Source organism: Massilia jejuensis (assembly GCF_042656795.1).
In the GTDB taxonomy this organism is placed as follows: domain Bacteria; phylum Pseudomonadota; class Gammaproteobacteria; order Burkholderiales; family Burkholderiaceae_D; genus Telluria; species Telluria jejuensis.
In genome coordinates, this window is sequence record NZ_JBHSMS010000026.1 from 124,693 (window position 1) to 147,942 (window position 23,250).

General features: G+C 63.1%; 31 protein-coding genes. 18 read left to right on the plus strand and 13 right to left on the minus strand.

The annotated features are described in order from the left end of the window. Positions 1-23: 23 nt before the first annotated feature. Positions 24-449: a hypothetical protein gene (locus ACFPOU_RS08280; RefSeq protein ID WP_379719376.1), complete on the minus strand. Its 426-nt coding sequence runs from the start codon at positions 447-449 to the stop codon at positions 24-26. 123 nt (positions 450-572) lie between these two features. Beyond that, positions 573-1,328 (minus strand): exonuclease domain-containing protein, encoded by a 756-nt coding sequence (locus ACFPOU_RS08285; RefSeq protein WP_379719378.1) that lies wholly within the window; start codon positions 1,326-1,328, stop codon positions 573-575. A gap of 184 nt (positions 1,329-1,512) precedes the next feature. Here ACFPOU_RS08285 and ACFPOU_RS08290 point away from each other — a divergent pair, with 184 nt between their 5' ends. The 6 genes from ACFPOU_RS08290 (at position 1,513) to ACFPOU_RS08315 (ending at position 6,391) form a co-directional block, all read left to right on the plus strand. Continuing rightward, positions 1,513-2,226: a metallophosphoesterase family protein gene (locus ACFPOU_RS08290; RefSeq protein WP_379719380.1), complete on the plus strand. Its 714-nt coding sequence runs from the start codon at positions 1,513-1,515 to the stop codon at positions 2,224-2,226. Next, positions 2,223-3,293, plus strand: coding sequence for a tyrosine-type recombinase/integrase (locus tag ACFPOU_RS08295; RefSeq protein WP_379719382.1), 1,071 nt, complete (start codon positions 2,223-2,225; stop codon positions 3,291-3,293). Before ACFPOU_RS08290 ends, ACFPOU_RS08295 begins: the two co-directional genes overlap by 4 nt. Before the next feature lie 62 nt (positions 3,294-3,355). Further along, positions 3,356-3,715: a hypothetical protein gene (locus ACFPOU_RS08300; RefSeq protein WP_379719384.1), complete on the plus strand. Its 360-nt coding sequence runs from the start codon at positions 3,356-3,358 to the stop codon at positions 3,713-3,715. A 74-nt stretch (positions 3,716-3,789) separates the two neighbouring features. Further along, complete coding sequence (locus ACFPOU_RS08305) at positions 3,790-4,359, plus strand: SLOG family protein (RefSeq protein WP_379719386.1); 570 nt, start codon at positions 3,790-3,792, stop codon at positions 4,357-4,359. Between the two features lie 420 nt (positions 4,360-4,779). Continuing rightward, on the plus strand, positions 4,780-5,922 hold the full coding sequence (locus tag ACFPOU_RS08310) for a hypothetical protein (protein ID WP_379719388.1): 1,143 nt from the start codon (positions 4,780-4,782) through the stop codon (positions 5,920-5,922). Then, positions 5,897-6,391 carry a hypothetical protein gene (locus ACFPOU_RS08315; protein WP_379719390.1) on the plus strand — a complete coding sequence of 165 codons (495 nt, stop codon included), beginning with the start codon at positions 5,897-5,899 and terminating at the stop codon, positions 6,389-6,391. The genes ACFPOU_RS08310 and ACFPOU_RS08315 overlap by 26 nt, the downstream gene beginning before the upstream one ends. A gap of 240 nt (positions 6,392-6,631) precedes the next feature. Here the strand turns inward: ACFPOU_RS08315 and ACFPOU_RS08320 are convergent, their stop codons facing one another. From ACFPOU_RS08320 to ACFPOU_RS08330, 3 genes are all read right to left on the minus strand, one after another. Continuing rightward, positions 6,632-7,339, minus strand: a complete 708-nt coding sequence (locus ACFPOU_RS08320) for a hypothetical protein (protein ID WP_379719392.1) — start codon at positions 7,337-7,339, stop codon at positions 6,632-6,634. Positions 7,340-7,350: 11 nt separating this feature from the next. Then, on the minus strand, positions 7,351-7,734 hold the full coding sequence (locus tag ACFPOU_RS08325; RefSeq protein WP_379719394.1) for a DUF6283 family protein: 384 nt from the start codon (positions 7,732-7,734) through the stop codon (positions 7,351-7,353). A gap of 117 nt (positions 7,735-7,851) precedes the next feature. Next, positions 7,852-8,532, minus strand: coding sequence for a hypothetical protein (locus ACFPOU_RS08330; protein WP_379719396.1), 681 nt, complete (start codon positions 8,530-8,532; stop codon positions 7,852-7,854). A 143-nt stretch (positions 8,533-8,675) separates the two neighbouring features. On the opposite strand from ACFPOU_RS08330, the gene ACFPOU_RS08335 reads away from it, so the two are divergent. The 6 genes from ACFPOU_RS08335 to ACFPOU_RS08360 all read left to right on the plus strand — a co-directional run bounded on the left by ACFPOU_RS08335 (position 8,676) and on the right by ACFPOU_RS08360 (position 12,684). Beyond that, the gene (locus ACFPOU_RS08335) at positions 8,676-9,875 is read left to right on the plus strand and encodes a hypothetical protein (protein ID WP_379719398.1); all 1,200 of its coding nucleotides are present in this window, start codon (positions 8,676-8,678) and stop codon (positions 9,873-9,875) included. A gap of 11 nt (positions 9,876-9,886) precedes the next feature. Beyond that, on the plus strand, positions 9,887-10,567 hold the full coding sequence (locus ACFPOU_RS08340; RefSeq protein WP_379719400.1) for a hypothetical protein: 681 nt from the start codon (positions 9,887-9,889) through the stop codon (positions 10,565-10,567). Positions 10,568-10,689: 122 nt separating this feature from the next. Further along, positions 10,690-10,920 (plus strand): hypothetical protein, encoded by a 231-nt coding sequence (locus ACFPOU_RS08345; protein WP_379719402.1) that lies wholly within the window; start codon positions 10,690-10,692, stop codon positions 10,918-10,920. Positions 10,921-10,957: 37 nt separating this feature from the next. Beyond that, entirely contained in the window at positions 10,958-11,380 is a 423-nt protein-coding gene (locus tag ACFPOU_RS08350; protein ID WP_379719404.1) for a hypothetical protein, read from the plus strand. 4 nt (positions 11,381-11,384) lie between these two features. After that, positions 11,385-11,867, plus strand: coding sequence for a thermonuclease family protein (locus ACFPOU_RS08355; RefSeq protein WP_379719406.1), 483 nt, complete (start codon positions 11,385-11,387; stop codon positions 11,865-11,867). Between the two features lie 79 nt (positions 11,868-11,946). After that, positions 11,947-12,684, plus strand: coding sequence for a hypothetical protein (locus ACFPOU_RS08360; RefSeq protein ID WP_379719408.1), 738 nt, complete (start codon positions 11,947-11,949; stop codon positions 12,682-12,684). Positions 12,685-12,820: 136 nt separating this feature from the next. Here the strand turns inward: ACFPOU_RS08360 and ACFPOU_RS08365 are convergent, their stop codons facing one another. From ACFPOU_RS08365 to ACFPOU_RS08400, 8 genes are all read right to left on the minus strand, one after another. Then, the gene (locus tag ACFPOU_RS08365) at positions 12,821-12,964 is read right to left on the minus strand and encodes a hypothetical protein (protein ID WP_379719410.1); all 144 of its coding nucleotides are present in this window, start codon (positions 12,962-12,964) and stop codon (positions 12,821-12,823) included. Between the two features lie 165 nt (positions 12,965-13,129). Beyond that, the gene (gene imuA / locus ACFPOU_RS08370) at positions 13,130-13,849 is read right to left on the minus strand and encodes a translesion DNA synthesis-associated protein ImuA (protein ID WP_379719412.1); all 720 of its coding nucleotides are present in this window, start codon (positions 13,847-13,849) and stop codon (positions 13,130-13,132) included. Positions 13,850-13,994: 145 nt separating this feature from the next. Further along, positions 13,995-14,366, minus strand: coding sequence for a hypothetical protein (locus ACFPOU_RS08375; RefSeq protein ID WP_379719414.1), 372 nt, complete (start codon positions 14,364-14,366; stop codon positions 13,995-13,997). Next, positions 14,363-14,602 carry a hypothetical protein gene (locus ACFPOU_RS08380; RefSeq protein ID WP_379719416.1) on the minus strand — a complete coding sequence of 80 codons (240 nt, stop codon included), beginning with the start codon at positions 14,600-14,602 and terminating at the stop codon, positions 14,363-14,365. The genes ACFPOU_RS08375 and ACFPOU_RS08380 overlap by 4 nt, the downstream gene beginning before the upstream one ends. Positions 14,603-14,611: 9 nt before the next feature. Then, positions 14,612-14,932 carry a hypothetical protein gene (locus ACFPOU_RS08385; protein WP_379719418.1) on the minus strand — a complete coding sequence of 107 codons (321 nt, stop codon included), beginning with the start codon at positions 14,930-14,932 and terminating at the stop codon, positions 14,612-14,614. A gap of 22 nt (positions 14,933-14,954) precedes the next feature. Then, entirely contained in the window at positions 14,955-15,236 is a 282-nt protein-coding gene (locus tag ACFPOU_RS08390) for a hypothetical protein (protein WP_379719420.1), read from the minus strand. Between the two features lie 110 nt (positions 15,237-15,346). Further along, entirely contained in the window at positions 15,347-16,921 is a 1,575-nt protein-coding gene (locus ACFPOU_RS08395; protein WP_379719422.1) for a Fic family protein, read from the minus strand. A gap of 213 nt (positions 16,922-17,134) precedes the next feature. After that, entirely contained in the window at positions 17,135-17,854 is a 720-nt protein-coding gene (locus ACFPOU_RS08400; RefSeq protein ID WP_379719424.1) for a YkgJ family cysteine cluster protein, read from the minus strand. Between the two features lie 868 nt (positions 17,855-18,722). Here ACFPOU_RS08400 and ACFPOU_RS08405 point away from each other — a divergent pair. The 6 genes from ACFPOU_RS08405 to ACFPOU_RS08430 all read left to right on the plus strand — a co-directional run bounded on the left by ACFPOU_RS08405 (position 18,723) and on the right by ACFPOU_RS08430 (position 23,240). Next, a complete protein-coding gene (locus ACFPOU_RS08405) occupies positions 18,723-19,712 on the plus strand; it encodes a DUF6685 family protein (protein WP_379719426.1) in 990 nt (329 codons plus the stop codon). Positions 19,713-19,804: 92 nt separating this feature from the next. Next, entirely contained in the window at positions 19,805-20,725 is a 921-nt protein-coding gene (locus ACFPOU_RS08410; protein ID WP_379719428.1) for a DUF551 domain-containing protein, read from the plus strand. Between the two features lie 45 nt (positions 20,726-20,770). Continuing rightward, the gene (locus ACFPOU_RS08415) at positions 20,771-21,178 is read left to right on the plus strand and encodes a hypothetical protein (protein WP_379719430.1); all 408 of its coding nucleotides are present in this window, start codon (positions 20,771-20,773) and stop codon (positions 21,176-21,178) included. A 13-nt stretch (positions 21,179-21,191) separates the two neighbouring features. After that, positions 21,192-21,740 (plus strand): hypothetical protein, encoded by a 549-nt coding sequence (locus tag ACFPOU_RS08420; protein ID WP_379719432.1) that lies wholly within the window; start codon positions 21,192-21,194, stop codon positions 21,738-21,740. Between the two features lie 158 nt (positions 21,741-21,898). After that, positions 21,899-22,348 carry a hypothetical protein gene (locus ACFPOU_RS08425; protein ID WP_379719434.1) on the plus strand — a complete coding sequence of 150 codons (450 nt, stop codon included), beginning with the start codon at positions 21,899-21,901 and terminating at the stop codon, positions 22,346-22,348. 283 nt (positions 22,349-22,631) lie between these two features. After that, positions 22,632-23,240, plus strand: a complete 609-nt coding sequence (locus tag ACFPOU_RS08430) for a hypothetical protein (protein WP_379719436.1) — start codon at positions 22,632-22,634, stop codon at positions 23,238-23,240. Positions 23,241-23,250: the final 10 nt, after the last annotated feature.

Genomic DNA, 23,250 nt, shown 5'->3' on the forward strand with positions numbered 1-23,250 from the left:
TTTTCTTTCCGGCCGGTGTCCCGTTATCCCTTTAGTGTGAAGGCATAGATCTTCTGGGCCGCCGTGTCGCTTGGAGCGTAATCGTTCAGGTCGACGCCATCCGGCCGCTCCGCTTTGTTGTAGTTGACGAGCGTCTGGGTGCCTATGTTTGCGCGCACTTGAGCTGACGCTACCAGCGGGTGGCTGGCGTTCAACTTACCGAGCTCACGCAACGCCACGACTTTCACACCGATCTGGCGCCCCATCTCATCAACCGGCACGGTACGCTGATATTCGGTCGGCATCACGCCGGTCTGCTTAGCATTTGCGAGCGCCGTGGCATACCCCTCACGGAATTTGCGCTCGTCCTGGGCGATTGCCTTGCGTTCACGCATCGCTGCGCCGATGGCGACCCCGTTATCAACCAGGCCCATGGTTTCGGTGTTCCTGAAGGATTCCCAGATACTCATTTTGCTACCTCACTGTTATCTCGGCAGCGAAGGTCACTGCCCGTACAATCATTAAATCAATCTGATGTCGAGTCTGTCAAATTACGGGCGAAAATAGTGCTCGGGCGGCCGGTTCGGTGTTGTTCAGCACGGCGCCACGGCGCTTTCGGCCGCCTCCATCTCGTCGGCCTGGTCTTCCTGGTGTTCGGCTGCTTCCGCCGGCGCCGCGGTGTAGGTGTGCCATATCGGGGTGTCTCCGGACATGCCGGCTAGGTAGGACGTGTGCGCAACCAGCTCCTCGGCGGACGCTGCCAGCACCAGCACCGGTGGCAGTTCGGCCGCCTCCTCGTTGAGTGCAACAGCCGGCCCCGTCTCTACGAACATATCAAGGAAGCTGCGCTGTTCTCGATGCATAGCCAGCAGCGCTTCGGCGCACAGCTGCGCGTCGACCAGGGCGCCATGCTTTACCCGATGGGCCGTCGATACGCCGACGCGCTCGCACACGGCGTCCAGCTTGGCCGGCTTGCCTGGCCAGCGCTTGCGGCTTTCGTGCATGGTGTCGAATACGCCCTGGATGAATGTTTCCAGAGGTGGAAAGCGGTGGCGCGCCAGTTCGGCGTTAAGCATGTCGATGTCGAACTTGACGTTGTGGCCACAGACGATTGCCTCGACCATCAGCTCGACGATGCGCGCCAGGTAGCCCTTGATCGGTGGCTTGTCGGCGAGGAATTCCCTGGTGATGCCGTGCACCTTCAGGGCCTCGGGGTGGATCTCAACATCTCCTGGATTGAAGAACCATTCGATCGATTCGCCGATCTTCCCATCCTGCAGGCGGACATGGCCGAACGAGATGATCCGGTCGGTGCGCGGGTCGAGGCCTGTGGTCTCCGTATCGATCACGGAAGCGACGCCGACCAGAGGGTCTAGTTGTTTCCCGGTTGCAACGGCTGCTGGTTCCATAACGATCTGACTTTCTGTATGATTGACGTAGAATAAGCATAAAATAGAACAACCAGCGGATAAAGGCGTGATTGCAAATGGTCGTCCAGCGGCAGAGAACGGCGCGATCGGCCGAGGGAATAGCGTGAGCACGGGCAGCAAGAACGTCCTGTGCCTGCCTCGCAATCGGGTCGGCCGCGACTTCATCGTGGGCGACCTGGGCGGCGCGTTCGACCAGGTATTCGAGGCGATGCGCGACGCCGGCTTCGACCCGAGCCGCGACCGGCTTCTCTCCGTAGGCCACTTGCTGGCTGGCGAGCACTCCCTGACCAACTGCATCCGCTTCCTCCGCACCCCTTCAGTATTCGCGGTCATCAGCAACAGCGAGCAAGACCTCATAGACCTGTTCGCCGACGGCGTGCCCGACGACGAGAGCATCGAGGCGCTGGCCGGCATGGACTTTCATGGGATGGCATGGCTCGCGAGCTGCGGGCACCAGCAGCGAATGCAGCTCGTTACCGCCATGCGGATGCTGCCGGTGGCGATCTCAGTCGGCGACGGCGGGCCGAGCGTTGGCTATGTCCACGGCGGGCTGCCTGGCACGACGACCTGGGGCGAGTTCCTGCGCGGCCTGCAGCGCGGTGACGAAAGCTGCCTTCTGGCCGCCTTGCGCGGCACGGGCGGCGACATCGAGGTCGAAGGCGTGGATCACGTGTTCAGCTGCTACACGCCCGAGTGGGAATTGACGCATCGCCATGCGAACACGATCGCGGTAACACCAGGGCCGTTTTTGCACGTGGCCGCGGATATGATGGCCCCATTGAAGTTAGTTCAAGGCCGAGAGGTAGCGCACCCATGACCACTGCTGAAACCCACTTGTTTGACAAGAAGCCCGACTGGATCATTCAGCCGATGACGGCGTTCGGCGGCTTCGTCACGAGCCTGCAGTTCGTTGAGCTGGGCAAGCGTCCGAAACGCATCACAGCCGATGGCGCTGTTTCCGAGCCGCAGCCCCTCGGGCGCCGCTCGGTTCAGGGCTACACCGCGATGTTCTCGAAATTTGTCCGGTGGATGAAGGACGAGAACCTGGACATGGCGCGCGTCACCCACGAGCACGTACTTCGCTTCCTGGACGCGGCTATGGAGCCGCAGAAGAAAGGGCGCGCGAAGGATCTCAACAGCGAGATCCGCGCGCGCTACGTGCGTTTGCTGGAGCGGGTCTACGACCACCTGCGCGCCAACCCGAATCCGGCCCGCCTGGCTGCCTATTCGCTGACGTCGGTACCGGGCGGCCGCGGCCGCGATCTGCCGAAAGAGTGGCTAACCGTCGAGCAACAGGCTGCCTTCATGGAAGCGCTGCCGGCGCGCGAGTCGGCAGCGGCCGAGGAATCTGCCAAAGCATGGCGCCGCCGGCGCGATCGCGCCATGATGGCCCTGATGATCGGCGCCGGCCTGACGGTGACCGAGGTGATCGAGCTCTACATCGAGAACATCGGCGAGGCGGCCGAGTCGGGGTCGGTACCGGTCACGATCTGGCCGACACCAGGTGGTGAGTTCAGCCGGAAGCACGTGACGATGCTACGCCCTTTCGCCGTGCCAGAAGTTACCCGCTGGCTGGAGGAACGGGCAACGATGGTAGTGAAAGGCGACCTTCTGTTCCCGGCCACGCGCACCGGCGGCAAGGTAGCAGCGGCCACGCTGTATCGCCAGGTGCGCGCCACATTCGCCGCCGCGAAGATCACCCTGAATCGCGAGGGCGGCCGGACGCTGCGCAATACCTTCGCCCAGCGCGAGCTGGAGGCAGGCACGTCGCTGGATGAGCTCGGCGAGTATCTCGGGCTGCACGAGCGCCGCTCGGTGGAGCGCTACCTTGGCCAGCGAGCCGCGCAGCTGCACACGGCACAAGCAGCGCCAGCTGAGACCTGATAACAAACAAGGGCCGCACGGCCGCGCAAGAGGGCGCGACAGGCGGCTCGATAGGAAAGAGCATGAAGCATTACGGAAAATTCATTGTCCCTGCGGTGCTGGCGCTAGGCGCTTCGATGTCGGGTTGCGGGAAGCAGGCGGCGGCTCCCGCCCCGCAGGCCGCACCAGTGATCGAGGCCTACGCTCCGCCGAAGAACACGAACGCCACCGTGCTCGGTGCGATCAAGAAAAGCGATTGGTATATGGTTGTGAGCGCGCCAGGCAGTGCGAAGCCACTGGTGATCTGGAGCGAATCGAAATCCGTGTGCGAGCGCGACGTCGGGGAGTTCAGCCTGAAGGCGGTCCACCCGGCCTCGAAGGCGGAGCCGCCGAAGTCCTGGTGCATGCAGGGTAAAGAGATCCAGTCGAAGCTGGGCGTTTGAGCAGCCTCGTGTCGCTGCATCCACGGTATTGCCATAGTTTACGGGGCGCGCACGCGCCGATTTGGGGTTAATCCATGAGTCATTCGCCGCCGGCCGCGCCGGCACGCAAAGTTCTGGCCGGTACCGGCCACCGCCCTGACAAGCTCGGGGGCTACGGCGCTGGGGTTTCTGCCCGCCTGGTCGACCTGGCGCGCGCGGCCTTGGTGAAGCATCAGCCGGACGAGGTCATTTCGGGCATGGCCCTGGGCTGGGATACCGCGCTGGCGCTGGCCGCTATCGAGCTTGGCATCCCGCTGACCGCCGCCGTGCCCTTCGAGGGGCAGGAGCGCAAGTGGCGGCCGGAGCAGCAGGAGCAGTTCCGGGCAATCCTGGCGCTGGCCACTACCGTCGCCATCGTCAGCCCAGGCGGGTATGCGGTCTGGAAGATGCAGACTCGGAACGAGTGGATGATCGACCGCGCGACGGGCGTGCTGGCGCTCTGGAACGGCAGCGGCGGCGGTACTGGCAACTGCATTGAGTACGCGCGCACGCGCCAGGTCGAGATTGTGAATCTGTGGGGTGCCTGGGAGCGGTATGCGTTCACACCCCAGCAGGCCTGCGCGGAGGCCGAAGAAGACCACCCTTGGAAGGCCCGTCAAACATGAGAATGAGTGCCTTGGCATTGGCCGCGCGCAGTATCAGCACGAGCTATAGGAACGTGGTCACCGCGGAACTGTTAGCGGCAATGCTTCGTTCCGGAGAAGCGCCTGAGCAATTTCATGCACACCTGATGGTGTTGCTTGATGAGACTTCGCTTCCCGTCGTGGATCGAGCTATTGCTGAAGCAGCGACCGTTGACATAACTGAGCAGAAAATACGGGAAAACCTGCGGAAGTGGGCGAAGGACTGGAGTACTTGCCGCTCGGCCTGGTAGAGGGTGCGCCGCGTGCCAAATGATCTGTATAGGGATCACAGATGATCCCTCGTAGCTCAACCTGTGATCCCTCTTAGCTCACCCGTGATCCCTATACAGATCACGACAGCGCTTTGCTACCACGCCTGTGGCCTCCAGGTAGCATCGCCGCATGACTACTCCAGCCTATCCGGTCTTGACGGCCGCAGACCTTCCCCTCACCTCCGCGATGGCCGCCACCTCGGTCGCCTACCCGCGCTTCCTGCATCTGCTCAACGAAAGCGTTGCCAAGGGCGCCCTGGCGAACGTGGATCACGGTGAGATCAAGCAGCACTCCAATCGACTGCTCGAACGCCTATGGGACAAACACGTTGCGGCACCATTCTTCCATGGCCAGGGCGGCAGCGCCGACATACCCGAAGAGCTATGGGACTTCTACTACGGCAGCATGGCAGCACTTCACCGAGTCGAAGGCAACTTGCGCAAGGTGAGCGCCTGTAAGGTCGAGCACCCGGCGGTCGACGCGATGCGGCGGGTGCTAGCCGAATTCGTGCCGGTGGCGCAGCGCGTCACGCACCTGAAGGAATGTATCGTCAAGCGAGTCGTGAAATCCCCAGAGGAGCGGGAGGCCGAACAGCGCTTCGTGCCTACACGGGCGACGCCGGCCGCTACCAGGCACGTGTGGGAAGTGCTCACCAAGGTCACCGAGCGCAACCACCAGCAGCTGGTCGAGCACCTGACCCGCGAGCACGCCAAGCGGGTCGACCTGTTTATGTCGTTTGGCCCAGCATCGCGTCAAAAGCTGCTCCGCCACTACGAGAACCGCGCCGCGGTCGACGCCGCGACGGTGCCGCGCACGTCCCCGCACGAGGAATACATTCTGCGCACCGACTTCGAGGATGCGCTTGTCGCCCTGGCGCAGAAGGATGCGATCGAGCTGCGCGACAGCTTCATTTACAAGGTCGTTAGCAAGCTCGCGCCGATCGTCGAGGCAAAGGGCAACTTGGCCGGCATGCGCGAGATCGGCAACACGATTCAGGTCGGGCGCCTGAGCGGGATGCTCGCAATCGAGTTCAGCGACGGCTCCCGATTCCTGGTCGATAACAACGTGGTCTACGCGAACAGCACACGCGGAAAGCTTTTCGCACGATTTCCCCTCACCTTTCACGACGTCACGCTTGCCGATGGCAGCCGTATGAAGCAGCCGTCTGAGGAGCGCATGCACAGCATATTCTGCGTGGCCAGCGAGCCTGGCCAGCATGACGATGCCGCCGATACGGAAAGCGACGATGACAGCTCTTGCCCACGTGGTTGACCACCGCCGGCCAGACGGCACGCCGCGGCGCCCGCGACTGGAGGTGGCGATCATCTCGCCTGAGTGGGTGTCAGCTGTCGGGCCTCCAGGCACGGTAAAGAAGGAATTCACTGCGCACGTTGATGGTCGGCAGATCGGCCGGCTGCTTCTCTATCGCGAGGTCGACGGCCGGTTCGATATTTCGGGGATCGGCGTGCAAGACATCTACCGGGGCCGAGCGGTGGCCAGTCAGCTGCTCGATTTCGCTTTCATGGAGACTGGTGCCGACCACTTTACGCTCTCGACAGGTACGACAGGAGATGGGACGCAGCTCGTGCACACATATGGCGAGGGGCGCCGCGCCGGTTGCCGTGTGGTCGAGCGTCCAGGGAGGCTGGGGCAGGCGGCGGTGGCTGACTGCGATTCCGAAGCCAGCGGAGAACGGCACGATCCAGATGATGAATTAGATCCGCACGGGGCCCCGCGGTAACCTGTCCGGGGCCTCACGCCAGCGGCAGGGCCGCAGGCCACAAGTATTTCCTAAGTTGTCCTCACGGAGCGTTCCACCCGCCCGCAATGCCAGGCCGCATAGCCCGCTCCAGCTTGCGCGCTTGCGCTTCGGCGTGCCTTCCCGCTTTTCTGAGACGCGAGTCAACCTGCTGCTCTTTTGCCTGCTCTTTCTTCCGCTTCTTCTTTTCCCGCTGTCTGTTCATTTTTAGCTCTCCAGTTGTTAAGGCGCGGGTAGTAGTGTCAGCTGTCGTGGATCAATGGCATCGATCCGATCCTGCTCACGCGCCTCGATTCCGCTCGCGGTAACGCTATACGAGCGACGATTGTCCGCCAGTGCGGATGCGATATAGGCACGGTCGAGCAGGCGGCGAAGGATGCCGCCGGCCGCGATGGCGGCGCCCTGCGGCTGCATTTCGCGATCGGGCCACAGCGCATACCCGACCTGCGCGGTGCCGTGTATTGGCCCCTTCACTTCCAGCAGCGCCACCAATTCTGTTTCGATAGCCGAAAGCCGCGGGCGTTGGGCCTGTGCCAGCGCTGCCGCCTGGGCTTTGGCCTGGGCCAGAGCACCTGCTTCTGCCGCCGCTTGCGCAGCTGCTTCCTCGGCCGCAGCCATCTGCTCCAGTGCCTCCACGCCGCCGGCAGCCTCGATCAGCGCGCGCTCGATCGCCGCGCGCTGTTTTCCGTGTGTCTGGTCTTCTCGCTCTATCAGCAGCGCCAGCGCGCGTGCTGCGATTGGGCGAAGACGCAGCCGGCTCACGATGGTGCCACCAGCGTCGATCAGGGCCTTGTCAGCGGCTGCGCCGCGCTCCGTTGAGGACTTGGCGGCGCCAGCATCCTTGCGGCCTCTACGGACCTCTGGTGCGTCGCCGGACGGATCCTCGCCGCTGGCGCTGGCGCCATCCCACGTATGTTCTTCTTGTTTCATGGTTTCTCTGATCAGTCGGCGTCTGCGGGCAGGGTTGCATGCAGCTTGTCGATCACTTCCGGGTAGGTCGCATGCAGCGGCGGCCAGTCCCGGCCCGGCAGCAGTGCCGTCGCCGGCAGTCGCTTATCCCTTACCGCCAGGCGGACGAGCGGATGCTTGTGCCCGACAACTGCGAGCCAGCCCGCGCACGCAAACTCACCTCCAGGGCGAGACTGGTGGCAGGCGAACATGGAGGCGTCCAGATCCGGACCATGCCCATCCTCGTCGGGGCAGCATTCGGCCAGGTCTTCGGCCAGCTCGATGTCGAAGTGGGGAATATCGGTAGCGGCGGTCGACACGCGCCATGGGCACGAGGGGCAGGGCTGGGGAAGGGTGGGGAGGGGCTGGATGGACACTGGGCGGCCTACGTCGGGCGAACCTGATCATTATAAGCATCGGAGTGTTGAGCGCAACACGGTTCGCCGTCAAAAAGACACCTGACGTGATCAGCACACATCAGGTGGACCGAGAAGTCAGGCGCCGGCCGCCGGGGCGTCTTGCGGTTCGATTTCGTCGCGACGAATCCGCTCCAGCTCGTCGTCGGCGTCTTCGCTGCAGATCTGGTTGTCTTCGATGACCACGCGACCGATGATCGCTTCCGTGCAGTCCAGGTTCTCCTGCAGGTACTGCTCGCCGGCTTCCTGCGCAGCCGCGTGCGATGGGAAATTCGCCTCGAAGGGGTTCCAGGGCCAGCACTCGCCGACGGTTACGTTGACGCTGTATTCCTCGACCCTGTACGAACTCAAGCCGTGGTCATCGTCGAGCAGCTTGGCCAGGGTCACGAGGACGTCGACCGGCGCGCGCTCCGCCAGGGCGAAGTTGCCCAGGGCGAGCACGGGCACGATGTCGAAGTCGTGTTTGCCGATATGGTCTGCGAGCGCGTAGATCCACTCGAACAGGAGCTCGTCCTGTTGCGCGCCAGCCGGCAGCGTGACGCCCAGCTCGCGGCCCTGCTCCGTCAGGTGCTTGAGGACGTCGCCCCAGGTAGCGCTGCGTTCGCCCGAGAACGCAAGGTTTGGGCTCGCGTCCGAGATGCCAGCCGCATCGTATGCCAGCGCGCCCAAGAGGGCCTTGATCACCGCTGTCAGGCGGGCACGATCGGCGAATTTAAGCGTGCCTGTGGCGTGCTCTGGGTCAAATACAGCAGGTTGCATGGTTCCTCCGTTGTCGATGAAGCGCCGAGTGTATAGCCGCCTTTGTCCCGTGGTTGCAAGCTGATGGGTAGCCTCGATGTTCTGCAACCACGTGCGGGCCGGGTCAATACCATTGGGTCTTTACCTACCTAACGGATTTAATCATGGCCGACCCGCGCGAAGAACACGTGTACATGCACTCGACGAAAAACGGTGCTGACAAAGATTACAACCTGCACCTGGAGCCGGATGGCCAAGGGCAGTGGCGCCTCATCTACGAGAACGGCAAACATGGCGCCGCGCTCAAGCGCAAGGAGAAGATCGAGGGCTCCGTGCCTTACGAGCAGGCGAAGGCCGCTTTCGATGCGTCGGTAAAGGACAAGATGAAATCGGGCGGATACATGCCCCAGGGCGCCGGCGTGGCATACCAGGATGTGGTGCCGGCCGATCGCGTCTCGGGCATCGAGCCACAGCTGCTCAAGACCATCTCGACTGACCTGGTGCACCAGCGCATGGCCGATTCCGCCTGGATGTGGCAGGAGAAAAAAGACGGCGAGCGCCGCATGATCCGTAAGACGACCGAAGGCGAGGGCGCCGCCGCCAAGGTGACGGTGATCGGCACCAACCGGGATGGCCTGATCGTGCCAATCCCGAAAGAGCTGGCCGACGCTGTAGCGGCGCTGCCGTTGCCGTTCTGTGTACTCGATGGCGAGGACATGGGGCAAGGGCGCTATGCCGCTTTCGACCTGGTGGCCACGCCCGATGACCCGGCCGGCCAGCGTCGCTGCGAGGATCGCTACCTGGCGCTGCATTCGCTGCTGCGCGCGGCTCCGTCGCCGTATTGGGTTGCGGTCGCGACGGCATTCACGCCGGCGGCCGCGAAGGCGATGAACAAGGCTGTCTTTCACGCCGGCGGCGAAGGCCTGGTCGGGAAGCGGAAGGACGCGCCGTACACGCCAGGTGTCAGCGAAGACCAGTTCAAGTTCCCGTACCTCGAACGCGCGACCGTGTATGTCGAAAGCCACGACGGCTCGAAGCGAAGCGTACATATCGCGGTGCTGGATGCCGATGGAAAGTCGATGCCCTTGAAGAAGGTCACGATCCCTGCGAACTACGACATCCCGCCGGTGGGCGCCATCGTCGACGTCGAGTACCTGTACGCCCATGCAACCGGCGGCCTGGCCCAGCCGCGGTACAAGGGCGTTCGCAACGATCGCCAGCTGGAGCACTGCGTGGTCTCGCAGCTAAAGTACAAGTCGGCCGACGCCTGCCTGCCGCTCGAAGCAATCGCCCTTGGTCCCGACTATGAGCCGGCACAGGACGACGAGACCGAGGAAGAAGCTGTCGGCATGGCCGGCTGCTGAGGAGCGGAGCGATGCACGAACTCACTGAAGAAGAAATTGACATCGTCTCGCGCGGCGCCGGGGCCGGGCCGGGCGTCCGCCCGACCAGGAAGGGCTTCGTCTTCCCGTTCTCGGCCGAGGCGCGGGCGCGCATGGAGCATGATCGTCGCGAGGCGCTGCGCCTGTATGGCCTTGGTAATGCCTGGCTGGCGGCGGCGCTGCTGGCCGCGGCGAGGGAGGCGCAAGCAGCCACGCCCGAGCGCGCGCCCGGCGAATGCACGTACGACGCCCGCCTCATCTGGGGAATCGTGCCTGAGCTGGCGCGCCGGCTGGGCGTGGTTAAGCTCACGACGAACGAGATCGACTGGGAAGTCCGCGAGCTGTCCAACTACGAGCTGCGCGTACGCGCCGGCCACACGCTGAAAAATATCAGCTACAGCACCGCGTCTGGTTGGCACTTGCTGACGCGCGACATCGCCAACGGCAATGCTGTCGTGTACGCGCTCGATCGGCTGTGCCCAGGGCGCATGGGCGACCGCGAGGATCCGATCGTGCGCAACCTGACCGAGCTGGCGGCTTGCCGTGGTCGGCCCTATGCCGGGGTGTGGACTCCAGCCATGAACCTATCGCAGCTTGGTGATCTGCAGGGTGAGGGTGAAGTCGTGGCAGACGAGGACGAGGAAGAGCCGCTCTCGCCGGCTCCTGGCGGGTAAGGACGGCGCGCGTGAAGTTCACGTTTTTCGTTGCGAGACCGGGCTGTCGCTTTGTATCATGATTTCAGCAGGTCGGCGCGGTGCCGGTCTCACCCCAGTCCGGCTAACAGTCGAGAAAAAACATGAACATTACCGCATCACCAATCACGTCCTGCAAAGAATGCGGCAGCACGGCCCTGACGTGGCAGACCTCCATCATCAACCGCTCGAACGTCGTACAAGGCCGGCTCAACACCAACGATGTCGAGTGCATTTTCTTCCTCGGCTGCGATGAATGCTCCGAAACGCTGGCAACGGTCAGTGCGGATAAAGTGGCCAGCGCAATGAATGCGGCGGCTGCGGTACCGGCCTAAGCACCGAGCCGGTCAACGATAAAAAAGGCGAGGCAGAATGCCCCTGACGAATGACGGCAATACGCCGCAGCACCCGCGCGAAGCAGCGCAGCTTTCGGTCTACAGACCCAGCGAAACCACCAGCGCCTGGCGCGTGACCGAGCCCGATGCGCCCGGCCTGTTCGCACTGATCTCCGATGGCCAAGGCCTGACGATTCCCCCGGCGCCCGAGACCGACGATCTGACGATCGCCATTTTCGACGAGGCGATCGAGGAAACGCTCGGCTCGATCGAGGTCGACGGCCGCGAGGGGCTAAACCGTTGGTACCTCCAGAACGTCGGGCACATGCCGGACAAGGAGCCGGACGGGCCTCGTCCGATCATTGAGCTCATCAATGACGTCGCCTGCCATCTTATGCTGCGCTTCTACGAGGCGGATCAAGATGCGGTGCGCGCAGGGCAGCCGCAGCCGGCGGGCTAATTACATGAAGAACATTAAACTCGCTTTTACGTTGGCCCTGGCCTTGGGCACGGTGCACGCGCAGTCACAGCAGTACCGCGTGGTCGGGGTAAGTGACGGCGACACGATCCGCGTCTCGAGCGGCGATCGCCAACAGATCAAGTGCCGCATGTTTGGAATTGACGCCCCGGAATCGAGCCAAGATTATGGCCAACGGTCGAAAGCCGCACTGTCCGACGCGATCTTCCAGAAAATGGTGAGCGTGGACATTCTCGACCAGGATCAACATGGTCGGTCAGTCTGCCGCATTTTCCTGAACGGCGTCGACATCAATAAGCTGCAGCTGCAGCGAGGCATGGCATGGCACTACAAACGCTATTCGCATGATGCTGCGTACAGCCAGGCCGAAAGCGCCGCGCGACAGCAGCGCCTGGGGCTGTGGTCGGATTCCAACCCGACGCCACCCTGGTCGTTCCGACGCAATGAGAAAGCAGTAAATTACCGCTGAGCGCCGCCGCCTGGCCCTACTATTGCGAGACTTGGTCTGCACTTCGTATGATGAAGTCTCCACCACTCTAAGGCTTCACATGTACGACCTGCTTCCCCATATCTTATTCGCTGGCGCCGCCATCTCCATGTTTTTCGTCGGCGCCACCCTGCGCCACCGCCTGATGAGCCACCGCATGATCGGCCGGCGGCCGATTCTCAGCAGTCTGTCTTTCGGGCGCATGTGGAGCTTTATCTGGTCGGCAACCGCCTTGCTTGTGACGAGTTTCGTGATGGCCGGAAGCCAAAACTCGGGCGGCCCATGGGCCGCAGCAACGGCTGTCCTTTTCGCCATCGTCTTCGCCCTGATCTGGCTCATTTCCCAGCGCTGCGTCTCGTTCCTCACCCAGAACTTCACGTTCGTCTTCCGATGGGAGCGCGCGGGCGAGGTTAGCCTGCATGTGAACGTGCGCGGCCCGGTGATGTTTTCGCACCTGTTTACTGGCAAGCGGCGGCGAGCGCGCCTTGTTCGCCAAGGGATGCAGGAGATTCGTCGCGCGCTAGAGTTGTCCCGGCAGCTGCCGACGCAGGTCTCCACCTTGACCCTGGCCAGCCCGTGGTTCGGTCACGGCCGCCATGGTGCGACGCTGGAGCAGCTGGGCGAAGTGCTCCGTACGACGTTCCCCGCCGTCGAGATTGAACTAGTCTCGATCACGAAAACCCGACTCGACGGGATGCTGCTGTTGATCACACCAATGGGGCGGGAATGGCATCGTGTCGCGCAGGGCCGAGGTATCGAAGTCGCCGGCTACCGGACCGCGCGCACCGCGGGTGCGTGATTAGAAGGAATGCAGCGCTGAAGGCGTTGCTCCTCGGTCTCGCCTGCCTACTCGCCAGCACGTGCGGCAGCGACTTGATCGGCGATCGGACGATAGGGAAGGTAGGGCTTGTGGTCATCGGTGTTGAGTGCAGAGGTTATTCCGGGAACGCCATGTCTTCCGTCGCCTCGTCGCAAAAGACGAAGCCACCACCGGCAGCCAAGACGGCCATCTGGCCCGGCCGAAGGCCCATCTTGTAGCTCGACCACCGCACGGTACCGCTGCGAAGCATGGACGTCATTCGGATCACGCGTTTGGCATACTTGAGTGACGACTTCAGCACAATGAATTCCTCTCGATCATAGGGTGAGGGGGCGCGGCAGGATTGGCAGCACACAGAGTTTCCACGTGACAACGGGCATCGTCAAGCGCCAGCCGAGCAACCACGCCAGCGTGACCGGCGGACTCACGGAAGCTCCGCATAGCTTTCCCAGGCGCGCGGTGCCTCGATAACTGGTGCTGGCGCTGGCACGCGGCCGGGCGTAGTAGGGCGCTTGATGATCCCAGGTAAGGTGAGCGGCAAAAACAGGGGTGCCTCACGCGCTGGGCCGCGCCTTTTTACGAACCCGATATTGATGCCATCGGCTGCAGGCTGAAGCGAGAGGCGCAGCGGCGCGGGCGAAGAGTCCTGGGCTGACTGCAGGGGACGGAGCAAGAAGAAAAGCGTCTCGCTACTTTGCGCCGCGAGATGGAGACGCCTGAGGCTGTCATTTCGGCAATGTGCCGCCCAAAATAGAACACACCCCGCGGAGCCGGATTTCAAGATTTGCTCCGTAGCCCAGAGGGCATCGGCGGTCTTGGTCGGGCACACCCAGGTGAGCTGTGATGGCGCGACCCCGAGGGCTGCAAAAGCGATGGCCTGGGGCGGGTGGGGCGGCTGCACTAGCATGATCCCGCGTGAGGCTACAGCGACCAGCGCCGGGCCTAAAAGTCGGATCTCGCCGAGACCCGGCTGGCTGACGAGCAGCTCCGTCAACTCTCCTACCGGCCAGCCGCCGCCCGGCAGTTGGCTGGCCAACACGGGATGTCCGCTGTCGATGCAGCGCGAGCTGCCGCGGGCCAGCTGGGAGGCGCGCCAAAGTGAGGGATGGAGCTCTTCAAGCGCCGGTTTGTTGTCGTGTGGCATGGGGCCGATAGTGTACTGTATATATGTACAGTATCCTATCGTAGCCAACGTAGCAAGGGTGCTTCGGTTGTGCTTCTGCCACGGTTTGTGGGCGCTAGGCGCTGTTGAGGCTGCCTGGCCGTGGTACCGCAGCCGGGCCGGACGCTTAGGACGATCCGAAGTGTCGGTGCACCAAGTAGTCGATCGAGCAGGCGACGTCGATGCCGTACTTGGTCGCGACGTCGGCGGCCGCCTCCAAGTACGCCCGGAAGTCCGCAATATCCTCTTTGGAATAGCCGCGCAGGCGCGAGAACGTCTCCCAGTCTTCGCTCTGGTCAGCGGCGCGCTCGGCCGGCGTCCACTCCTTCGGGTCGCTGACCTTCTCGGCGCGCGTGGTGCGATCGCACAGCTGGGCGAATCGAACGACCAGCGGGTCGGCGCGGTGCTCGGGCGTTAGCGCCAGCTCGTCGATGTCGAGCTCGGGCATGTCGCCCCCGGCGCGCGGCGCGGCCAGGCCAGGTGCGTGCCCAGTGCTCACTTGTCCAGCCAGTCCGGCTGCGCTGGCGCTGCGCCTTCGCCGTCGACGTAATCCTGGCAGTCGCGCCAGGCCTGATCCCTGCTGCGGCGTGGAGGTTGCTGGGTGTCCTTTTGGCTCGCTCCGGACTGGGAATTGCCCCAGGCGTACCGTTCATCGCCCTGGCCGGCAACAGCCTCCACGTGATAGCCAGCGGCGCGCAGCGCGTCGATTTCCTTGGGGTCGAGCTTGCTTGTCATCGTCGTTGCCTAAGCCGGGGTGGCCGTGCCCGGCGCCTGGTCGTACCTGCACTGGGCCAGCAGATCGTCGACGTCCACGCCGGGGTAGGCTGCCTGCAGACGCTCTCGGAGGTCAGCCGGTTGCGGCCGCACTTCGGGATTGTGCATGTTGCTGTCGCATTTCTGGCAAGCCGCCAGCATCTGGCCAGGCCCGCCAGAGGTATCACGGCCGGTCGAGAAGTGGCGATAGCGGTGATACAGCGGGTTGTTCATGACGATGACTTCGGCATTGCCGCATTGGCAGAACAGGCCGGAGATGCCGGAATAAATAAAAATGACGTTCTTACTCATGTGGTGGTCTTGTTTTTGGGGGTTAGGGGGAGCCCAGCGGCACTACGGGCATGCGGTTCAGGATCAGCAGCAGATCCTCGCGCGCCAGCACCAGCTCGCAGAGCTTGCGCACCTTGCCGTCGATGTCGGCCGTCATGACGTCGACGGTCATCAGCGCGTGCGTGCCGGCGCCGTTCGGGTTCTCCAAGGCAGCCTCGGGGAACTGCAGCCAGCGGCCGGACACCTGGCAGTCGGCGCGACCTTCCATGACCTTTGCCAGGTGCACGCACTCCCAGCGGTCGGGGTACTTTGGTGTGTCGGTCATGGGTCGAGCCTTCCGATCGGTGAAATTCTGGGCGAGGACGGCGCATGCCGCGAGTAAGAAATCTCACTGGGCCGAGTAAGATATTTTACTCGCGCAGCGCGTGCGCACTGCTATCCGGTCGGCGTGTCGGGTTCAAGCGTGTCCTCGTCGGGAACCCATTCCTGCGGCGGCTCGAACACGTCACGCACGGCCGATACCACCGCGGCGGCCAGGCTCGCGTCGGCGAGAGGCGGGAAGGCCTTTACGAGTTTGTTGGATACTCGCCAGCCGCTTTCGCGCACCGATCGGATGATCTGGTCGATGTCGGAATTGGGGCCTTCCAGGTGGTTCTTGACGGCCTCGCGGGCGAGCTCCATGTCGCGCAGCACGCTCGCTTCCTTGCTCATTTCGACCTCGATGGTCAGGCGCACCACGTCTCCGATGTACTCGCTCTGCTGTGTCAGGTCAGGGTAGCGCCAGGCGAGCAGGGCGTCGTCGTACGAGACAAAGAAGAAGTTCGAGCGTACACCGTCGTCGCACAGGTATTGCATGCCGAAGTTGTAATCGTCCTTGTACTTGTCCATCAGGGGCCGCGACAGCACCTCCAGGGCGCGGTCGTAACCGGCCCGCTCCTTTGCCTTGTTCGTGATCGTGGCCGAGATCGGCAGGATGAAAGGCGCCGGCACGGCGCCATCCCGGCGCAGCACGTCGTTCACCAGGAAGCGCGAGATCCGGCCGTTGCCGTCGCTCATCGGGTGAATGTAGACGAAGCCGAAGGAGGCGAGCGAGGCGCGCAGAATCGGCGCGGCGCCGACAGTCCGTGCCATGCTTCCCCGCAGCCCATCGAGCAGCTCGCCGGCGCGCTCCCAGGGCGGGCCGATGTAGTCGACGGCGTTGTCGAACCCATGGGTATGCCCGACGATGACGGGGGACTTCCTGATGCCGTAGCGGGTCGCCGTGCCCAGAATTTCGGCCTGTAGCTCGTTCAGGGCGGTCAGCGCCAGCGGATCGGCGTTATGCCCGCACCTGCGCTCCATGACGGCAGCGAAGCGCTTGACGCGGTCGACCTGCTTCTCTTCGTGCTCGATCGCGAACGAGGCCCGGCTTTCCTTGATCGAGAGCCAGACGGCGCTGCGCATGAGCACGTCGGCGCCGAACTCGACCTCAAGGGATTCCAGCGCGGCCGCGCAGTCATAGCGCTCGATAGCACGCACGGCGTCGGTGCGTCGGATGGTCGGGCAGAAATCGCGTGTCCCCGGCAGGTTGTCGCGCACGCGCCAGCGCTGGACGTTGGGCGGCCGAGGCGCCACCAGGTACTGCTCGGGGTCGAGCGCGTCGACGTAGTTTCCGGTCAGGGTGTCGGCGACATCAAGGCGGCGGCCGGTCAGCCACTCAAAGAAGAAGCCGGCCCGGCGCGCGTAGGCGCCCGTCGGCTCGCTGCGGATCCATTCTTCAAGCACGCGCGCATCGATCACGCTAAAGAGGCGCGCAAGGAACTCCAGGTTGATCAGCTCGTGCCGGAGCCCGAACATGAGGTGGCCGACGATCGTCGGCTCCGGCCGGGCGGCCATGGGGTAGGTCTCTTCCCTGGTCGGATTGATGACCGTTCGGCGCGCAGAACCAACGCGGCTTTCCACGACGAGGGGCTGGACAGGTCTGATGTCCAAGTGCTGCGCAAGCCACTTAAAACCGATGTAATCCGTCATTTTTTCGATTTAACCCTCTTTTTTTTCACTTAAAAAGAAGTGTCGCACAAAGAAAAACGATTACAAAGTTTCTTGGGTGAATTATCTGACTTTTTGCATCATATGCATGACCCTTGCATCGGTGCGAGCACTGCCGCCCGCTCGCTGCAGCGAGTAGGCCGGCAGATTCAGTTGTTTCGAGGCACCGTCTAGCCCTTGATGGGGGATTTTGCCTCAACCCGACTGCATCATTTCGGCAAGCGTCACTTTGTCAGCGACATCCGGGAAGGCGCTTTTGCCTGCCTTCCACCGCTTGAAGGCTGTTGGGTTGCTCATAGCAGTGGCCAGTGCCGCGTGAAGCTCATACTTAGTGGCGTCGACGCCAGCCTGATAGTTAGCGCCCAATTGCGCGTTGTCGAATGCTCGAAACGTAACCTCACGCTGATAGTCTTTGGGAGCCAGGGCATTGGAATGGACATTGTCGTGGGTTTCCTTGCACACTGCGACATCGGCTGAATGGTGGCCTCTGCACGCGATTGGTCGCGCTGCATACACAGAGCATTTCCCATCGAGCAGCATCGCGCATTCGACATTCGTACGGATATAGACTTCGCGGCCCATGCTCTTTGTACGAGCAGCTGTTTCATGAACGCGTGCTGCGATGACAGCGCGTGTTGCCGGAGGCAGCTTACCAATCGCTTCGGCGACACCGAAAACTTCAGTAGCAGAGACCATCACGTGGTAATGGCAGCAATACGTGCATCCCGCCTGGCAACTCGTGGCCCCCGGTGACAGCGCAGTCATCTCGTCAAACGCTCGAAAGAACCGCACCACCTGTGGCGTTACCGGTCCTCTGCCCAGGCCGTTGAACGCAACGCGGACGGTTGGCTCCAGCTCGTTCAACAGGCTCGATGCGTCCCTCGACAGATCACCTGAATATTTCATGCGCACCATTTTCTTTTCCTTGAATTGTCGCCACAGAACGTACTTTCTCACAACTCAGGGACGGGGTGGGAGCGAAGCGCTAGAGATCGCTTGGTCGTAAAGAGCACCACGCCGTCGTGCGGTAACGCTATGAAGCACCAACCCAGGGCGATGCAGGCAGAGCTTTGAAACTGCAATTAACGGTCAGTTGAAAGATCCGGGCCGGCCGTCAGGGCTGAACCGCCCTTAATTCGCGCCGACGTTGGTGATTGTGTCCTGCCGGCCGGCGCTGTGCCGGCACCTGGTCTTAATGGCCGCCACCAGCGCCAGCACAGCGGTAAAACTGCAATTAACGGTCGGTCTACCTAGCTCAACCAGTGGCGAGCTCTACCGTAGCCGTCCTGCTGGCCGCCCTCCGCCGGGATCCTGGTGTCCTGCGGAGCCATGGCTTGTCCGGAACTGGTTTGGGGGGAGGATGGATTCGGGGGAAACCATGGTTTTGGGGAGAACCAGTTTTTGTCCAATCCATGATCGGGCCAATCCTTGGGCCGGGTGCGGCGAGCCTTTTGGATTGTAGGGAACCATGGTTTTGTGGGGAGCCAGGATTCGTCCAACCCATGGCTCGGCAGGAATCCGTGGCCTCGGCAAGTCGTACTGCCTGTTGAGCAGTATTTATCCGACCGTTAATTGCAGTTTCATTATCACCTTGCGTGGTCATCGAAGACCCAAGGCAGCAAGAGGGGACGTGCTTCGCACGTCCAAGAGAGAAGGCGCGCGGCTTTCTGGCGCTGGTGTGATGGTACGGATACAGGGGAGGCGTGGTTGCAAATAACTCTTGCGTTGCCCTGCCGCAACATGTCTCCTACCAACAACCACATCTCTCCTCCCCTCCGTACCCATGAACAAAATCATCCAAGCCATCACCGACACCGTGCGCAGCACGCTTGGCCATCCCGTCCACGTCGAACGCTTCCTGGCCAGCCGGCCGGACTTCCGTGTGCCTGCCGTGCGCAGCTCCAACAGCATCGACTTCGACAGCGTGCCCAAGTGGGAGACCTTCGGCGAGACGGGCGGCGGCACCGGGCCCGCGAAGGCGCGCCAAGCCATCCTCATGGGCTGGCGCCTGCAAAACGGCCGCTACAGCGACTACCGCGTCGCCGGCCCGGCCCTGAACAACCTGGTGAAGAAGGTCGTCGTCGACGACTGGAAATGCGACCTGCAGGACTTGCATGGCTTTTCCAACTCGAAGTCCGACCTGCGCACCTTCGTCAGCACCGACGACATGGTCGTGGCCAACTCCCAGGAAATGATCGAGGACGTCTCGCTGGCCGGCCTGCAGACGAACCTGGCCCACGACCAGATCAGCGTCACCGGCTGGCGCGCCGGCTCCGACTGGCTGCACGTGCATCAATGGGACGGCCGCATGTACCTGGTCAACGACGGCGGCTCGCACCACCTGGCCGCCGCCAAGTACATCGCCGCGCGCATCCAGGCGCCCGTGGAGCTCATGGCGCCACTGCACTACCACTCGATCGACCCTGACGCTGTAGCGGCGCTGCGCGCCGAATACGACATCTACGTCGTCAGCCACGAGGCCGAGGTGTCGAACATCTTCTTCTCCGCAATGGAGGACGACGGCGCCACCTGGTTCTGGCGCGACCTGCCCGAGCCATACTGGGGCGAGCGGGCCATCTTCCTGCCGCGCGCTGAGCCGACGTCGCTGAAGGTGTCCCAGGCCTTCCAGGCGGCCGGCTTCGAGGAGCTGGGCGCGCACCTGGAAGAGATAGCCAACCGCGACGTGCCCGAGGTCATCAGCAAGTACCTGGCACCGTCGCATGGCGAGGCCGACGTCGACGCTGAAGAAGAGCACGAGGCCCCACGCGGCTGATAGGCAGCGCCAGCAGCCGGCCTGGCGCCGGTTGCTTCAAAAAGCCCGCCGTTTCCTTGTGAGAGCGGTGGGCGGCTCTCTACAATGCTTCCATGACCCAACAAGGAAGCGAGCCAGCAGCGATGGAAACCCAGAAAGCAGTGGTGATCACCGACACCGACAGCGCGCGCGAGTACCTCGTGCAATGGATGCGTGAGCACTTCCCATCCGACCGGACGTTCTCGGCCCACATCCGCGAGGAACTGGCTGGCGACTTCGCCTGGCAGCTCGCAAAAGCCCTCTCCGCAATGGAGTCCCCCGACGCCGCGGCGGTTTCGCGCGCCGTGGCCGCCCTGGAGCCGTTCGCCAAGCTGGCGCACCTGTTCGCGCCCGAGAAGCGTCGCGCGAATGTGCCGACCACGGGGCTGATCGTCTCCTGGCCACGTCTGGGCGCCGACGGCGAGATGGTGGAACACGAGCTGACGGTCGAGCACCTGCGCGAGGCCGACGCCGCTTTTCGGGCTGCGGCCGGGCTGCCGGATGTCGAGCGCGCGCGAGCGCGCCTCGTGGCAGTCGAGAAGGCGCGCCTGGCGCTGCTGGACGCCCAGGAAGCCCAGGTCGTCGCTTCGGAGATGCCGCACTGGGGTGGAATCCATCCTGATCTGCAGGCGGAACTGCGCAAGCTCCTGGGCGCCGTGGAGCAGCTGGTGGCCTTCGGCCCGCTGATCCTGCCGCCGGCGCCGGCGTTTGCTGGCCGGTGGACAAGCGTGGCCAGCGCGATGCCGGATGACCGTGAGCGCGTCTGGGCCTCGACTGGTGGAAACGACACCGGGAACGACTGCTTCTTCGGTCGCGGCTTCATGGCCGGGCGCTCCGGCGCCACTGCCGAGGATGAAGCGAGGGTGTGGCGCTACACGCACGGTGGCCAGCCGGTACCGAAGCCGGTGACACACTGGATGGAGCTCCCGCAGGCGGGGCCGGGCGCTGATGGTGCCGGCGGCTCGATTGCGGCCCCAGCCGGCCCACAAGACTGAAAACAGACCTGCCGGCCCACGCCGGCACACATAAGGGATACTGAAATGGACACTCGCTATATCAACGCCGAACACAAGCTGGCGATCGCGCTCACCTGGACGGGCACCGACTATTCTGGCCTGGACGGCACCCGCAGCGGGCGTGCCCAGGGCGTGGCGCCTGGCAGCACCGAGCGCACCCATATCCCCGCCTGGGCGCGCTGCAGCGAGGACTGCTTGAAACTGATGCTGGCCCACCGCTGCTTTGTGGCGGCCGAAGTGACGTCCGAGGGCGCCGATGTCATGGTGGCGCGCTGGACGGCTGCTGATGGCTTTGGTGAGCGCATAGCGGTGCCGCTGGCCGAGCATAAGGACGACGCCGCGGCATTTCGCTACGCGGCCGTGCTGGGCGTCACCGCGAAGGTGGAAGCCGAGCACGCTGCCCGCGAGCTGACCGACATGGTCAGCGCCTGATTCTGCGACGGCCATGCGCACGTACACCCTCGACCAGCTGGTTTCTGTCGTCCTGAATGGGCTTGAGCGCTTGCCGATGATCCGCGCCATGAGAGCCCTGGAAATCGGCGAGGATGCGATCTATGCCCTCTGCTCGTCCGAGGCGACCCGAGCCGGGGACATCGTTCGCCTGTACTGGGACTATGGTGGCGCCTACGGCCCGCAGCTGGAGCGATACCTCGATTCCGTGATCGCCTTGCAGCCATGTGCAGCCCGGCCAGACGCTCCTCGATACACGCTTGGCCAGCTGGCATGGATCCACGCAGTAGGACTCTTCCGTGACGACATGGTGCGCGACATGCAGGCCATCGGCGTGCCAGGGGAGGCAGCGGCCCAGCTCGCGGCGTCGGCAACCCGGCACAAAACCGTCCTGGGCATCTGGCAGGAGTGTGGCCAGCACCACGGCGCTGCCATGGAGCGCTATCTGGAGGCGCGCCTCGCCTCTTACACACCAGGCTGGCCACATGCACAGCCTTCTACCGATTCGCTCGTCGACGACGAAGCGCAGCACCCAGCCCCGTAAGAGCGCGCCTGGCGAATTTTTTCTCGCTGGTGCCGCCGAAATATAACTTTCCGTTTCTACCCTCAAATAAGTGGTGTATCGGGCCTGCCTACGGCCCTGATGTGCCACTACGCGTGCCTATACTAAAAGCACGATTTCAACCTACCCATGGAGCACGAATGAAATATCCGAAAGTCCCGAAAGCTGGTTCGCACATTGCCTACGCCATCGTCCTGACGCTGCTGGTCATTGCCTTCCTGTGCATCATCAACCCCGAGCTGAAGGTGTCGCCGGAAACAAAGCGCATCATTGTCCGCGCCAGTGCAGCTGTCGCTCTCTCAGCGGTGGCGCTGGGCGCCTATAGTATCAATTGGGGCAAAAAGAACAGGCGAAAGCTCTTCCTGGCGCAGCGCGAGATTGTGACCTGCACCGAAGTCTCCAACCGGCTTGCGGCCGGGCCGCGCACGGCCGCGATTGCGGACGAGCTGACGCGCCTGGACGAGCGGAGGGACGTGGCCACACAGGCTATGGACGAGGCTTCGCGTTTCGACCAGGATGCTGCTACGGTAGGCTTGGCTGCGCTGGCGTTCGTGGTGGTGGCCACCATCCTCCAGGCCATCGCGGCATGACGCAGCCAGCGGCCGGCGGTGATGCCCGGCCGCTGGCCAAGTGCCACCCAGCTGGTCAGGGCGCCGTCTCGGGCTGCTGACCTGCCTGTGCTTCCGCGAATAGTTGCGCCAATGGCGTCGTGAATGGATCGGTCTGGTTCGCCCCTGATCGTCGACGGCGCCAAGAGCTTTTCCTGCCATCGCCGAATCCCAGGTTTGTCGCGTGCAGCGATCAAGGGCTTTTCCGTGACCCCGTTCGCCGAGCTTACAATGCTGGAATCACAGACGGCTTTTTGAGGACGCGATGAATAACGTGTTTTTCAATCACTACCAAAACGGGCGCGGGCCAGGACGCGAGCAGAACCTGTTTATTAGCCAGTCGAAGCACCTCTATTTGACAAAAGCCGGCTATTTGCGCCGGCAAGAAAAGGCGATCGACGCTCGCCTAGCAGGGGCCAAACGAATTCTCACTCGATTGGCAGTGCTCGACGTCGATACCGGTTCCGTCTACGGCGAGTATCACGAGCAGGATAGCGAAAAGGATCTGATCGGCTTCCTGGCACGTGCATGGTCTAAAAAAGCGCTGCACCCGATGAGAGGTGTGCCGCTGGTTCTAAACGTCCCCGCTATTGCGCTGAAGGATCAGACTTATAGGGAAGACCTGACATTTGCAATTCGGAACACTGCACTACGCATCGGTGAGCTACCCTCTGGATTCTCGGCGGGCGTGCATGCGCTCAAACAGCTTGAGCGTTGCGTTGAATCGTTGATGTATCGAAGCGAAGGTCGGGAGGTCGACCTTTACGCCATGCATGCTACCGCAGGCATCGTGAGCATCGAGGCGTCGAACTCTCTTGCGATATGTATAACGAGCGGTGGGAATCGATGCCACCTGCTTCTCAACAATTTCTAGGCGCCGTCGA

Bases quoted from the DNA above. Each gene is read 5' to 3' on its own strand.
- ACFPOU_RS08295 (WP_379719382.1), top strand. From the start codon at position 2,223: ATGACCACTGCTGAAACCCACTTGTTTGACAAGAAGCCCGACTGGATC.
- ACFPOU_RS08320 (WP_379719392.1), bottom strand. From the start codon at position 7,339: ATGAAACAAGAAGAACATACGTGGGATGGCGCCAGCGCCAGCGGCGAG.
- ACFPOU_RS08410 (WP_379719428.1), top strand. From the start codon at position 19,805: ATGACCCAACAAGGAAGCGAGCCAGCAGCGATGGAAACCCAGAAAGCA.
- ACFPOU_RS08350 (WP_379719404.1), top strand. From the start codon at position 10,958: ATGCCCCTGACGAATGACGGCAATACGCCGCAGCACCCGCGCGAAGCA.
- ACFPOU_RS08340 (WP_379719400.1), top strand. From the start codon at position 9,887: ATGCACGAACTCACTGAAGAAGAAATTGACATCGTCTCGCGCGGCGCC.
- imuA (WP_379719412.1), bottom strand. From the start codon at position 13,849: ATGCCACACGACAACAAACCGGCGCTTGAAGAGCTCCATCCCTCACTT.
- ACFPOU_RS08390 (WP_379719420.1), bottom strand. From the start codon at position 15,236: ATGACCGACACACCAAAGTACCCCGACCGCTGGGAGTGCGTGCACCTG.
- ACFPOU_RS08430 (WP_379719436.1), top strand. From the start codon at position 22,632: ATGAATAACGTGTTTTTCAATCACTACCAAAACGGGCGCGGGCCAGGA.
- ACFPOU_RS08385 (WP_379719418.1), bottom strand. From the start codon at position 14,932: ATGAGTAAGAACGTCATTTTTATTTATTCCGGCATCTCCGGCCTGTTC.
- ACFPOU_RS08300 (WP_379719384.1), top strand. From the start codon at position 3,356: ATGAAGCATTACGGAAAATTCATTGTCCCTGCGGTGCTGGCGCTAGGC.
- ACFPOU_RS08315 (WP_379719390.1), top strand. From the start codon at position 5,897: ATGACAGCTCTTGCCCACGTGGTTGACCACCGCCGGCCAGACGGCACG.
- ACFPOU_RS08330 (WP_379719396.1), bottom strand. From the start codon at position 8,532: ATGCAACCTGCTGTATTTGACCCAGAGCACGCCACAGGCACGCTTAAA.
- ACFPOU_RS08360 (WP_379719408.1), top strand. From the start codon at position 11,947: ATGTACGACCTGCTTCCCCATATCTTATTCGCTGGCGCCGCCATCTCC.
- ACFPOU_RS08405 (WP_379719426.1), top strand. From the start codon at position 18,723: ATGAACAAAATCATCCAAGCCATCACCGACACCGTGCGCAGCACGCTT.
- ACFPOU_RS08355 (WP_379719406.1), top strand. From the start codon at position 11,385: ATGAAGAACATTAAACTCGCTTTTACGTTGGCCCTGGCCTTGGGCACG.
- ACFPOU_RS08395 (WP_379719422.1), bottom strand. From the start codon at position 16,921: ATGACGGATTACATCGGTTTTAAGTGGCTTGCGCAGCACTTGGACATC.
- ACFPOU_RS08335 (WP_379719398.1), top strand. From the start codon at position 8,676: ATGGCCGACCCGCGCGAAGAACACGTGTACATGCACTCGACGAAAAAC.
- ACFPOU_RS08380 (WP_379719416.1), bottom strand. From the start codon at position 14,602: ATGACAAGCAAGCTCGACCCCAAGGAAATCGACGCGCTGCGCGCCGCT.
- ACFPOU_RS08415 (WP_379719430.1), top strand. From the start codon at position 20,771: ATGGACACTCGCTATATCAACGCCGAACACAAGCTGGCGATCGCGCTC.
- ACFPOU_RS08345 (WP_379719402.1), top strand. From the start codon at position 10,690: ATGAACATTACCGCATCACCAATCACGTCCTGCAAAGAATGCGGCAGC.
- ACFPOU_RS08310 (WP_379719388.1), top strand. From the start codon at position 4,780: ATGACTACTCCAGCCTATCCGGTCTTGACGGCCGCAGACCTTCCCCTC.
- ACFPOU_RS08280 (WP_379719376.1), bottom strand. From the start codon at position 449: ATGAGTATCTGGGAATCCTTCAGGAACACCGAAACCATGGGCCTGGTT.
- ACFPOU_RS08365 (WP_379719410.1), bottom strand. From the start codon at position 12,964: ATGACGTCCATGCTTCGCAGCGGTACCGTGCGGTGGTCGAGCTACAAG.
- ACFPOU_RS08305 (WP_379719386.1), top strand. From the start codon at position 3,790: ATGAGTCATTCGCCGCCGGCCGCGCCGGCACGCAAAGTTCTGGCCGGT.
- ACFPOU_RS08425 (WP_379719434.1), top strand. From the start codon at position 21,899: ATGAAATATCCGAAAGTCCCGAAAGCTGGTTCGCACATTGCCTACGCC.
- ACFPOU_RS08420 (WP_379719432.1), top strand. From the start codon at position 21,192: ATGCGCACGTACACCCTCGACCAGCTGGTTTCTGTCGTCCTGAATGGG.
- ACFPOU_RS08400 (WP_379719424.1), bottom strand. From the start codon at position 17,854: ATGGTGCGCATGAAATATTCAGGTGATCTGTCGAGGGACGCATCGAGC.